Below are 11,824 nucleotides of genomic sequence, written 5' to 3'. Positions count from 1 at the left end.
TGACTGTCAGTGGCGGTCGATAAGGTCGCGGGCATGGGACGGATTGCGGTGATCGGCGCCGGGATGGGCGCCATGGCGGCTGCCGCCGACGGAACGTTCCGTCGGCAGGCGCCGTCGATACACGGATACCCTTGACATGTGACCGACGCCCAAGACACCGCAGCAGACGTTTCACTGCGAACCCCCGGAGGCGCTCCTCCGGACGATGGCGGATCTTCTGCAGCCGAGGCGCCGATCCCTCTGCTGGAGCCGCGCGAGGGCATTCCGCCCGTGATCGCCGACGAGGACGCGTTGGCCGAGGTGATCGCCGCGTTCGCCGCGGGCTCCGGACCCGTCGCCGTCGACGCCGAGCGGGCGTCCGGCTACCGCTACGGCCAGCGCGCCTATCTGGTGCAGCTGCGCCGCGAGGGCGCGGGGACCGCGCTGATCGACCCCGTGGCCTGCCCCGATCTGTCCGGGCTCGGTGCGGCGCTCTCGGGCGTCGAGTGGGTGCTGCACGCCGCCACCCAGGATCTTCCCTGTCTCCGCGAAATAGGCATGATGCCGACGTCGCTCTTCGACACCGAGCTCGCCGGCCGGCTCGCCGGGTTCCCCCGGGTGGGGCTCGGCGCGATGGTCGAGGGTGTCCTGGGCTTCGTCCTCGAGAAGGGGCACTCCGCGGTCGACTGGTCGACCCGGCCGCTGCCCGAGCCGTGGCTGCGGTACGCCGCGCTCGACGTCGAGCTGCTCGTCGATCTGCGGGACGCGCTGGAGAAGGAGCTGGACCGGCAGGGGAAGCTGGAGTGGGCGCACCAGGAGTTCGCGGCGATCGCCGCCGCGCCGCCGGCCGAGCCGCGCAAGGATCCCTGGCGGCGGACGTCCGGGATGCACAAGGTGCGGCGGCGCCGGCAGCTCGCCGTGGTACGTGAGCTGTGGCAGACCCGGGACCGTATCGCTCAGCGGCGGGATGTGTCGCCCGGGAAGGTGCTGAGCGACGCGGCCATCGTGGAGGCGGCGCTCGCGTTGCCGGCCAACACGCAGGCGTTGGCGGCGCTGAACGGTTACGGGCATCGGATGGGGCGGCGGCAGCTGGAGCAGTGGCAGGCCGCGGTCGAGCGGGCGAAGGCCCTGACCGAGCAGCAGCTGCCGGCGCCGGGACAGCCCGTGACCGGGCCTCCGCCGCCGCGGGCCTGGGCCGACAAGGACCCGGCCGCCGCGGCTCGGCTGTCCGCGGCACGGGCGGCCGTGTCGGCGCTGGCCGAGCGGCTCAACATGCCTCAGGAGAACCTGATCACGCCGGACACGGTGCGGCGGGTCTGCTGGGAGCCGCCGCAGGTGGTGGACGCGGAAACCGTGGGGAGCGCGCTCGCGGGATTCGGTGCGCGTCCCTGGCAGGTGGAGCAGGTCACGCCGGTGTTGGTGGCCGCCCTGTCCGCCTGACCGCCGCCGACCGTCCTGGGAAACGAGGCGTCTCATCTGGTCGCACCTCGGGTGAAACCGTTGTAGATGTAACGCTGCAGGCACAGGAAGACGATCAAGGTCGGGAGGATCACCAGGATCGCTCCCGCGGAGATCGTTTCCCAGTGGGCTCCGAACGGGCCCTTGAAGCGGAACAGGGACGTCGATATCACGCCAAGATCCTGGTTCGGCATGTAGAGGAAGGGGATGTAGAAGTCGTTGTAGACGGCTATCCCCTTCACTATGACCACCGTGGCGATGGCGGGCTTGAGCAGCGGGAAGATGATCTTTCGGTAGATCGTGAAGGCGTTCGCGCCGTCCAGGCGGGCCGATTCGTCCAGGCTGATCGGGATCGAGCGGACGAACTGCAGGAAGATGTAGATCGAGACGATGTCCGTGCCCATGTAGAGGGCGATCGGGGCCCAGCGGGTGTCGAAGAGGCCGAAGCTGGTGACGATCTGGAAGGTCGCCACCTGGGTGGTGACGCCGGGGACCAGGGCGGCGATCAGGAACAGGGCCACGACCAGTTTCTTGAAACGGAACGTGAAGCGGTCGATCGCGTACGCCGTCATCGAGCCGATGAGGACCGTGCCGACGACGGACACGACCAGGATGAAGGCCGTGTTGCCGAAGGCCGAGAGCATCCGGCCGTCCTGGAACGCCGTGACGTAGTTGTGGAAGTTGAGGAAGTCGGCGGGGAGGCTGAGCGCTCCCGTGTCGTTCGTTGTCTCCTTCTCCGTCTTGAGAGACGTCAGGAACACGACCAGGAGCGGCAGCAGGACCACCACGCTCGCCGCGATCAGGGAGAGATGGACCAGGGCGCGGGCCACGGCTCGGCGGGTCATACGAGGTCCACCCTGTCGTCGGGGACCAGGCGTCGCTGGATCCAGGTCACCAGGAGAATGATCAGGAGCAGGACCACGGCCGCCGCAGAGGCCAGTCCGGTCTTGTTGAACTGGAAGGCCAGCTTCACCGTCTGGATCACGAAGGTCTCGGTGCCGGTCGCCCCGCCGGTCATGATGTACGGGATGTCGAAGGCCGAGAGCGAGCCGGAGATCGACAGGATGACGGTGAGGGTCAGGACCGGCTTGATGCCCGGCGCGATGATGTGGCGGAACTGGTGCCGGCGATTGGCTCCGTCCAGTTCGGCCGCCTCGTACAACTCCCCCGGGATGGACTGGATCGCGCCCAGGAACAGGACGAAGTTCAGGCCCATGTAACGCCAGACCGAGACGCCGGCGAGGGAGATGTTCGCGGAGACCGGGGTGCCCAGCCAGGCGTGGTCGGTGTGGTGGCCGAAGAGGGCGAGGACCGAGTCGAGGGTGCCGCCGTCCTGGAAGAAGTAGAGGAAGACGAAACCGATCGCCACCCCGTTGATCAGGTACGGGAAGAAGAGCACGCCCTTGAAGAAGTTCCGGAAACGGACGTTGAAGCTCAGGATCGTGGCGAAGTAGAGGGCCGCGACGATCTGGACCACGGAGGCGGCCAGGTAGTAGCCGCTCACCCAGAAGACCTCGAAGAGGTCGGGGCGGGTGAAGAGTTCGGTGTAGTTGCCCACGCCGGTGTAGTGGAGCTCGGGGCTCACGCCGTCCCAGTCGGTGAAGCTGTACGCGAACATGTTGACGATCGGCGCGTAGGTGAAGGTGATCAGGAGGGCGAGCGGGGCCAGCAGGAAGAGCCAGGGGGTGAGGCCCCGCCACACACGCGCTCGGCGCGGGGCGGGGGCCGGGAGGGGACCGGTGGTGGGCGGCGGGGCCGAAGTGGCCTTGTCCACGGCCGTCTTTGGGGTGGTGTTCCTGTGGGCGGTGTGGGGGGTGTTCTTGGGGGTGGTGTCCGTCATCGGGACCCCACGGTCTTCTGCGCCTCGGTCCACTTCCTGCCGAGGCCGGCGAGGAAGGAGTCCAGGGTGCCGCCGCGGGCGCCGCGGGCGAGGTCGACCAGGTCCTGCCGGTAGTCGGGCTTGTAGATGCCGACCTCGGACTGGTCGTCGATCTCCTTGACCTGGGCGCCCTTGGCGTCACTGACCTCGATGAACTTCACGCCCTCGTCCTCGTACGGCTTCAGCACATCGGGCAGGGGCGCGTTCTTCAGCGGGGAGATCGCCAGGTTGTCCTTGTCGTAGCCGGACTTGTCGGTGAACCAGTCGATCCAGGCGCGGGCCGCCTCCTTGTGCTTGGAGTGGACGTTGACGGCCTGGTTGTAGTCGGGGCCGACGACCGCGCAGAACGTCCCGTTCACCTGGGCCGGGAACGGCATGAAACCGATGTCGTCGGGGTTCACGCCGGCCTTCTTCGCCGCGTCCTGGAACTGGATGATCGCCCAGGTGCCGAGCCACTGCGTGGCGATCTTCCCCTTGGCCAACTGGGGCTTGGACAGCTCCCAGTTGGTGGTCGTCGGGTCCTTCTCGGCCAGGCCCTGGTGGACGATGTCGTAGAGCAGGGTGTCGCCGACGCGCAGGTCGCTTCCCTTGGCCCAGGGGTCGCCGTCGGCGAGTTCGGTGGTGGCCCCGGTGTCGCAGCTGGGCGAGCCGTTGACATACGTCCAGGAGGTCAGCGGCCACTGGGCGGCGAAGTTGGTGTAGTACGGGACGGCGTCGGTCCTGGACTTGATGGCCTTGAGGTCGGTGAGGAACTCGGCGGGGGTGGTGGGCCACTTGGTGACGCCGGCCTCGCGCCAGACCCGCTTGTTGTAGACGAAGCCGGGGCTCACACCGATCGGGCTCTGGCCGTAGACCTTGCCGTCGACCGTGGTGGTGTCCGTGAAGCGGTACTTCCTGCCGCGTTCGGCCTGGGTGCCGAGCGAGGCGAAGAACCGGGGGTAGTCGTTCTTCTTGATGACGGCCGGGATGAGCAGGACATCGCCGTAGTTGGCGGTGTTCATACGGATCTTGACCTCGGCCTCGTAGTTCGTGAGGGCCTCGAACTCGACCTTGACCTTCGGATACGTCCTGTTGAACGCGGCGGCGTACTTCGTCATCGTGCCGTCCTGCACGAGATCGGTGCGCTGGGTGAGGACCTTGATGGTGCCGCTCACCTCGGACGGGTCGGCGGGCGCCTTGGCCTCGGCGCCCTTCGAGGCGCCTCCGGTGCCGGTGCAGGCCGAGAGCAGCAGGGCGGCGGCCGTGGCGGTGGCGAGTACGGCGGGGACTGTACGGCGGGACATGTGCATCAGCTCCGTTCACGTTCACGGGACGAGGGACGGACGAGCACGGGCGGGTTGGCTGGTTCGGTACTCTGACAACGTTTTCTTAACCGGTAAAGTCCGTATTCCGCCAAGGCTGGAGAAAGTTTTTCGCTCACCGGGCTGAAACGGTTTAGGGAGAGTGCATGCTTCAGGCGACGCCGATCCACGAGGGATGGGTCCTCCTGCACGAGGGGTCCGAGCTGCCGGCCGCGGTGCCGGGCTGTGTGCACACCGATCTGCTGGCGGCGGGGGCGATCCCGGACCCCTTTCTCGGTACGAACGAGACGGAGGTGGCGTGGGTCGGGCGGCGGGAGTGGACGTACGAGACCGAACTCGGGGCCGGGGGCGGGCGGTTCGAGCAGACCGACCTGGTCTTCGACGGTCTCGACACGGTCGCCGAGATCTCGCTCGACGGCCGGCTCCTGGGCCGGACACGGAACATGCACCGCTCCTACCGCTTCGACGTGACCGGGATGCGAGGGCGGCTGTCCGTGCGGTTCGTGTCCGCGTACGCGGAGGCGGAGGCGGTGCGGGGGCGCGTCGGCGAGCGGCCCGCCGCGTACGCGGAGCCGTATCAGTACCTGCGCAAGATGGCCTGCTCCTTCGGCTGGGACTGGGGGCCCACGCTGGTGACCGCCGGGATCTGGCGGCCGGTGCGGCTGGAGGCCTGGTCGACGGCGCGGATCGCTCGGGTCCGGCCGCTGGTGACCGTCGAAGACGGCCTGGGTGTCGTCGAGTTGCATGTCGAGGTCGAGCGCACCCGGGTGGAGGCACCGCTGGCCGTCGACGCGACGGTGGGCGGGGCGCGGGTGCGCGGGGAGATCGACGGCACGGCGGGCGTCGTACGCCTGGAAGTGCCGGGGGCGCGGCTGTGGTGGCCGCGCGGATACGGCGAACAGCCTTTGTACGAGGTCGGGTTGACGCTGCTGCACGGCGAGGAGGCGCTGGACGTGTGGCGGCGGCGGGTCGGCTTCCGGACCGTGCTGCTGGACACCTCCGCCGATGCGCACGGCACGGGGTTCACCTTCGTCGTCAACGGTGAGCGGCTCTTCGCGCGGGGCGTGAACTGGATCCCGGACGATGTCTTCCCCTCGCGGATCACGCGGGAGCGCTACCGGGAGCGGCTGCGTCAGGCCGCCGACGCGGGGGTGGACCTCGTGCGGATCTGGGGTGGCGGGATCTACGAGAGCGAGGACTTCTACGACGCCTGCGACGAGTTGGGGCTGCTGGTCTGGCAGGACTTCCCGTTCGCCTGCGCCGCCTATCCGGAGGAGCAGCCGCTGCGGGGCGAGGTGGAGGCCGAGGCCCGGGAGAACGTGGTGCGGCTGATGCCGCATCCGTCACTGGTGCTGTGGAACGGCAACAACGAGAACCTGTGGGGCTTCAGGGACTGGGGATGGGAGGAGCCGCTCGCCGGGGACTCCTGGGGCGAAGGGTACTACCTGGGCGTACTCCCGCGTGTGGTGGCCGAGTTGGATCCGACGCGGCCCTACACGGCGGGGAGTCCGTGGTCCGGGTCGTGGGAGCGGCATCCGAACGATCCTGCGCACGGCACCCACCACTCGTGGGAGGTGTGGAACCGGGCGGACTACACCGAGTACCTGCGTGAAGTACCCCGTTTCGTGGCCGAGTTCGGATGGCAGGCGCCGCCCGCGCACGCCACGTTGGCGCGTGCGCTGCCCGGCGAGGAGCTCGCCGTCGACTCCCCCGGCCTGCTGCACCATCAGAAGGCCGACGACGGGCAGGGCAAGCTGGAGCGGGGACTGGCTCGTCATTTCGCCGTGCCGGAAGGGGACTTCGACCGCTGGCACTATCTGACTCAGGTCAACCAGGCGCGGGCGGTGGCGGCCGGCGTCGAGCACTGGCGGTCGCACTGGCCGGTGTGCGCGGGGACCGTGGTGTGGCAGCTCAACGACTGCTGGCCGGTGACGAGTTGGGCCGCGATCGACGGGGACGGGCGGGAGAAGCCGCTGTATCACGAGCTGCGGCGGCTGTACGCCGACCGCTTGCTGACGGTTCAGGTGCGGGCTGCCGGGCTCGTGTCGGCGGCCGTCAACCAGGCGGGCGAGGCGTGGACGGGGGTGCTGAGGCTGCGGCGGATGTCGGTCGAGGGGGAGGTGGTCGCGGAGGGCGGCGTGCGGTTCGACGCCCCGCGTCGGGCGGTCACGGAGGTGGGCGTACCACCGGAGCTGGCGCCGCTCGGTCCCAAGGAGTTCCTGGTGGCCGACGCGGACGGGCTCAGGGCCGTGTACTTTCCCGCGCCGGACCGTGAAGTGCCGTATCCACGGCCCGAGTTCGACGTGAGTGTGGCGCCGGGCTCGGTGACGGTGACGGCCCGCACCCTCGTACGGGATCTGTTGCTGCAGGCGGACCGGCTGCGGCCGGGGGCGCGGGCCGACCGGGGGCTGGTCACGCTGCTGCCCGGGGAACGGGTCACCATCGGCGTACGCGGCTGGGAGACTCCTGACGCGGATGCCGCCCGAGCCGCCCTGTACTGCCTGGAGCCCGCCGAATGACCACCTCCCGCGTCACCATCAAGGACGTCGCCGCGCGTGCCGGTGTGTCCAAGGGGGCCGTGTCGCTGGCCTTCAACCACAAGCCCGGGCTGTCCGAGGCGACCCGGGACCGGATCTTCGAGGCGGCCCGGGAGCTGGGGTGGGCGCCGAACCTGACCGCGCGCAACCTGGCCGGGTCGCGGGTGGACGTGGTGGGGCTGGCGATCTGCCGGCCGGCGCGGCTGCTGGGCCTGGAGCCGTTCTACATGGAGTTCGTGTCGGGCGTGGAGAGTGTGCTGATCGAGCGGTCCTGCTCACTGCTGCTGCGGCTGGTGCGGAACGTGGAGGACGAGGTCGGGCTGCAGGAGTCGTGGTGGCGGGGGCGGCAGGTCGGGGGGTCGATCCTGGTCGACTTCCGGGTGGACGATCCCCGGGTGGCGTCGGTGGAGCGGCTGGGGATGCCGGTGGTGGCGGTGGGGCATCCGTCGCTGACGGGCGGACTCACGTCCGTGTGGACCGACGACGCCACGGCGGTGCGGGAGGCCGTGCGGTATCTCGCGGCCCTGGGGCATCGGCGGATCGCGCGCGTGGGGGGCGCGGCGGCGCTGGGGCACACGGCGGCCCGGACGGCCGCGTTCGACGAGGCGGCGGGGGTCCTGGAGCTGGCCGGGGCCTGGCAGGTCACCACCGACTACTCGGGGGAGGCCGGGGCCCGGGCCACACGGTCCCTGCTGACGGCGTCCGCGCCCGACCGACCCACGGCAATCGTTTACGACAACGACATCATGGCCGTGGCGGGGCTCTCGGTGGCGGCGGAGATGGGGCTGAGCGTGCCGGGGGACGTCTCGCTGCTGGCGTGGGACGACTCCCAGCTGTGCCGACTGACCCGTCCGACGCTCTCCGCCATGAGTCATGACGTGCACGGATTCGGGGCGGACGTGGCGCGTACGCTGTTCGGGGTGATCATGGGGGACGGGCCGGGATCGCACCCCGTGCCCACTCCCGTACTGACTCCCCGGGGTTCGACCGCCCCTCCCCGGGTGTGACGTTCGCCGCTCCACCCTCCAGGACTGTGCAGCTACGTTACCGATAAGTAGCATGGACCTGAGCGCGCGCTCAGCGCATGGGTGCCGCAGCAGTGCCATCCCGCATCTGGAGGAGAGCCATCGTGCCTCGTACCGTCAGGGACGTCGTTTTCGTCGACGGCGTCCGTACCCCGTTCGGCAAGGCGGGCCCGAAGGGCATCTACCACGAGACCCGTGCCGACGACCTGGTCGTGAAGGCGATCAGGGAGCTGCTGCGCCGCAACCCGGGTCTCGACCCGAAGAAGATCGACGAGGTCGCCATCGCCGCGACCACGCAGATCGGTGACCAGGGCCTGACCCTCGGCCGCACGGCCGGCATCCTCGCCGGGCTGCCGCAGTCGGTCCCGGGCTACTCCATCGACCGCATGTGCGCCGGTGCGCTGACCGCCGTGACCACCACGGCCGGCTCGATCGCCTTCGGTGCCTACGACGCCGTCATCGCCGGTGGTGTGGAGCACATGGGCCGCCACCCGATGGGCGAGGGCGTGGACCCCAACCCGCGGTTCGTGAGCGAGAAGCTGGTCGACGAGTCCGCGCTGTTCATGGGCATGACCGCGGAGAACCTGCACGACCGTTACCCGTCGATCACCAAGCAGCGCGCCGACGAGTACGCCGTGCGCTCGCAGGAGAAGGCCGCCAAGGCGTACGCCAACGGCAAGATCCAGCAGGACCTGGTGCCGATCTCGGTCCGCCGCACCAACGCTGAGGCCGGTGAGACGGGCTGGGGCCTGGTCACCGCCGACGAGCCGATGCGCCCGGGCACCACGCTGGAGAGCCTCGCCGGCCTCAAGACCCCGTTCCGCGTCCACGGGCGGGTCACCGCCGGTAACGCGGCGGGTCTCAACGACGGCGCCACCGCCTCGATCATCGCCTCCGAGGACTTCGCCCGCGAGAACAACCTGCCGGTGAAGATGCGCCTCGTCTCGTACGCCTTCGCGGGCGTCGAGCCCGAGGTCATGGGCTACGGTCCGATCCCGGCGACCGAGAAGGCCCTCGCCAAGGCCGGCCTGTCGATCGAGGACATCAACCTCTTCGAGATCAACGAGGCCTTCGCCGTCCAGGTGCTCGCCTTCCTGGAGCACTACGGCATCGCCGACGACGACGCGCGCGTCAACCAGTACGGCGGCGCCATCGCCTACGGCCACCCGCTGGCCTCCTCCGGCGTCCGTCTGATGACGCAGCTGGCCCGTCAGTTCGAGGAGCAGCCGGAGGTCCGCTACGGCCTCACCACCATGTGCGTCGGTTTCGGCATGGGCGCCACGGTGATCTGGGAGAACCCGAACCACAAGGACGCCGGAGGCGACAAGTGAGCACCACCGAACTCCTCAAGGGCGCGGCCGAGCTGTTCCCCGACGAGGTCGTGACGTCGGCGCACGTACGCCACCTCGACCTGCCGTTCGGCGCGGGCCGCTTCGCCCTGATCACGCTGGACAACGGCCTCGACCACACCAAGCCGACCACCTTCGGCCCGGCCTCGCTGGCGAACCTGAACACCGCCCTCGACCAGGTCGAGAAGGAGGCCTCGGCCGGCGAGATCGTCGGTGTCGGTGTCACCGGCAAGCCGTTCATCTTCGCGGTCGGCGCCGACCTCAAGGGCGTCGAGCTCCTGAAGGAGCACCAGGACGCGCTCGCCATCGGCAAGGGCGGCCACGAGGTCTTCAAGCGCCTCGGCGGCCTCGCGGTGCCGACCTTCGCGTACTACAACGGTGCCGCGATGGGCGGTGGCGTCGAGGTCGGTCTGCACTGCTCCTACCGGACCGTCTCCAAGGCGATCCCGGCGTTCTCCCTGCCCGAGGTCTTCCTCGGTCTGGTCCCCGGCTGGGGCGGCTGCGTGCTGCTGCCGAACCTGATCGGTGCCGACAAGGCCGTCTCGGTGATCATCGAGAACAGCCTCAACCAGAACAAGCAGCTCAAGGGCCGGCAGGTCTTCGACCTCGGGATCGCCGACGCGATCTTCGAGGGCGCCGACTTCCTGGAGCAGTCGCTGCTCTGGACGGCGAACGTCCTCAAGGGCGACGTCACGGTCGAGCGTCCGGTGATCGACCGCGGTGAGGCCTGGGACCAGGCCGTCGCCAGGGGCCGCTTCATCGCGGACTCCAAGGTGCACGGCGCCGCTCCGGCCGCCTACCGCGCCCTGGACATCATCGCCGCCGCCAAGAACGGCGACCTGCAGCAGGGTTACGACGCCGAGGACCAGGCCCTCGCCGACCTGATCATGGGCGGCGAACTGCGCGCCGGCATCTACGCGTTCAACCTGGTGCAGAAGCGCGGCAAGCGCCCGGCGGGGGCCCCGGACAAGAACCTGGCCCGCCCGGTCACCAAGGTCGGCGTCGTCGGCGCGGGCCTGATGGCCTCCCAGCTCGCCCTGCTCTTCCTGCGCCGCCTGGAGGTGCCGGTCGTGCTGACCGACATCGACCAGGAGCGCGTCGACAAGGGTGTGGGCTACGTCCACGCCGAGATCGACAAGCTGCTCGGCAAGGGCCGTATCAACCAGGACAAGGCCAACCGCCTCAAGGCCCTGGTGACCGGTGTGCTCGACAAGGCCGAGGGCTTCGCGGACGCCGACTTCGTCATCGAGGCCGTCTTCGAGGAGATCGGCGTCAAGCAGCAGGTGTTCGCGGAGGTCGAGGCGGTCGCCCCGGCGCACGCGATCCTCGCCACCAACACCTCGTCCCTCTCGGTCACCGAGATGGCGTCGAAGCTGAAGAACCCCGAGCGGGTCGTGGGCTTCCACTTCTTCAACCCGGTCGCGATCCTGCCGCTGCTGGAGATCGTCCGCGGTGAGCAGACCGACGACGCCTCGCTGGCCACGGCCTTCGCCGTCGCCAAGAAGCTGAAGAAGACCGCGGTCCTCGTGAAGGACGCCCCGGCGTTCGTCGTGAACCGCATCCTCACCCGCTTCATGGGCGAGATCCAGAACGTCATCGACGAGGGCACGCCGGTCGAGGTCGCCGAGAAGGCCGTGGAGCCGCTCGGTCTGCCCATGTCGCCGCTGGTGCTGCTGGAGCTGGTCGGTCCGGCCATCGGTCTGCATGTCTCCGAGACCCTCAACCGGGCCTTCCCGGACCGCTTCACCGTCTCCGAGAACCTCGCGGCCGTCGTCAAGGCGGGCAAGCGCGGCTTCTACGTCTACGACAGCGGGAAGCCGGAGCTGGACCCCGAGGTCGCGGCGCTGCTCAAGCAGGGCGATGTCGTCCTGGCCGAGGAGCAGGTCCGCGAGCGGGTTCTGGACGCCGTCGCCCAGGAGATCGGGCTCATGCTCGACGAGGGTGTCGTCGCCGAGGCCCAGGACGTCGACCTCTGCCTGATCACCGGTGCGGGCTGGCCCTTCCACCTGGGCGGCATCACGCCGTACCTGGACCGCGAGGGTGTCTCCGAGCGCGTGAACGGCAAGAAGTTCCTGGCTCCGGGTCTGGCGTCGGTCCCGGCGTAACACCCGAGCGCAAGCGAAGAGGGCCTCCGCCGCCGGGCGAAGGCCCTCTTCGACTCTCCGAACCGGGGGCGCCTGGTCTCCGACCGGGGTGCGGGCCTCCGACCGGGGGTGTCGGCTCTCCGGACCGGGGACGCCAGGCCTCCGGACCAGGGACGCCGGACCGGGGGCGTCGGGCTCAGCCGACCAGCCGC

General features: G+C 69.6%; 8 protein-coding genes. 5 read left to right on the top strand and 3 right to left on the bottom strand.

Going from position 1 to position 11,824, the window contains the following annotated elements; all coding sequences use genetic code 11:
• Positions 1-138: 138 nt before the first annotated feature.
• Positions 139-1,419 carry a ribonuclease D gene (locus ABZT17_RS35535; protein ID WP_356355258.1) on the top strand — a complete coding sequence of 427 codons (1,281 nt, stop codon included), beginning with the start codon at positions 139-141 and terminating at the stop codon, positions 1,417-1,419.
• 32 nt (positions 1,420-1,451) lie between these two features.
• Here the strand turns inward: ABZT17_RS35535 and ABZT17_RS35530 are convergent, their stop codons facing one another.
• From ABZT17_RS35530 to ABZT17_RS35520, 3 genes are read right to left on the bottom strand one after another with little or no spacing between them, the layout of a single operon-like run.
• On the bottom strand, positions 1,452-2,282 hold the full coding sequence (locus ABZT17_RS35530; RefSeq protein ID WP_356355256.1) for a carbohydrate ABC transporter permease: 831 nt from the start codon (positions 2,280-2,282) through the stop codon (positions 1,452-1,454).
• Positions 2,279-3,277, bottom strand: coding sequence for a sugar ABC transporter permease (locus ABZT17_RS35525; RefSeq protein WP_356355254.1), 999 nt, complete (start codon positions 3,275-3,277; stop codon positions 2,279-2,281). The genes ABZT17_RS35530 and ABZT17_RS35525 overlap by 4 nt, the downstream gene beginning before the upstream one ends.
• A complete protein-coding gene (locus ABZT17_RS35520; RefSeq protein WP_356355252.1) occupies positions 3,274-4,599 on the bottom strand; it encodes an ABC transporter substrate-binding protein in 1,326 nt (441 codons plus the stop codon). The genes ABZT17_RS35525 and ABZT17_RS35520 overlap by 4 nt, the downstream gene beginning before the upstream one ends.
• A 164-nt stretch (positions 4,600-4,763) precedes the next feature.
• Here ABZT17_RS35520 and ABZT17_RS35515 point away from each other — a divergent pair, with 164 nt between their 5' ends.
• From ABZT17_RS35515 to ABZT17_RS35500, 4 genes are all read left to right on the top strand, one after another.
• Entirely contained in the window at positions 4,764-7,136 is a 2,373-nt protein-coding gene (locus ABZT17_RS35515) for a glycoside hydrolase family 2 protein (RefSeq protein WP_356355250.1), read from the top strand.
• The gene (locus tag ABZT17_RS35510) at positions 7,133-8,161 is read left to right on the top strand and encodes a LacI family DNA-binding transcriptional regulator (protein WP_356355248.1); all 1,029 of its coding nucleotides are present in this window, start codon (positions 7,133-7,135) and stop codon (positions 8,159-8,161) included. Before ABZT17_RS35515 ends, ABZT17_RS35510 begins: the two co-directional genes overlap by 4 nt.
• Positions 8,162-8,283: 122 nt before the next feature.
• Positions 8,284-9,510: an acetyl-CoA C-acyltransferase gene (locus ABZT17_RS35505; protein WP_356355246.1), complete on the top strand. Its 1,227-nt coding sequence runs from the start codon at positions 8,284-8,286 to the stop codon at positions 9,508-9,510.
• A complete protein-coding gene (locus ABZT17_RS35500; RefSeq protein ID WP_356355244.1) occupies positions 9,507-11,633 on the top strand; it encodes a 3-hydroxyacyl-CoA dehydrogenase NAD-binding domain-containing protein in 2,127 nt (708 codons plus the stop codon). The genes ABZT17_RS35505 and ABZT17_RS35500 overlap by 4 nt, the downstream gene beginning before the upstream one ends.
• The last annotated feature ends 191 nt before the right edge of the window (positions 11,634-11,824 follow it).

This window comes from Streptomyces sp. NPDC005648 (assembly GCF_040605395.1).
GTDB lineage: Bacteria > Actinomycetota > Actinomycetes > Streptomycetales > Streptomycetaceae > Streptomyces.
This window is presented reverse-complemented; position numbering and strand designations above follow the sequence as displayed.

Excerpts from the sequence above, each read along its gene's own strand:
- ABZT17_RS35530 (WP_356355256.1), bottom strand. The coding sequence starts at position 2,282 with ATGACCCGCCGAGCCGTGGCCCGCGCCCTGGTCCATCTCTCCCTGATC.
- ABZT17_RS35525 (WP_356355254.1), bottom strand. The coding sequence starts at position 3,277 with ATGACGGACACCACCCCCAAGAACACCCCCCACACCGCCCACAGGAAC.
- ABZT17_RS35520 (WP_356355252.1), bottom strand. The coding sequence starts at position 4,599 with ATGTCCCGCCGTACAGTCCCCGCCGTACTCGCCACCGCCACGGCCGCC.
- ABZT17_RS35515 (WP_356355250.1), top strand. The coding sequence starts at position 4,764 with ATGCTTCAGGCGACGCCGATCCACGAGGGATGGGTCCTCCTGCACGAG.
- ABZT17_RS35510 (WP_356355248.1), top strand. The coding sequence starts at position 7,133 with ATGACCACCTCCCGCGTCACCATCAAGGACGTCGCCGCGCGTGCCGGT.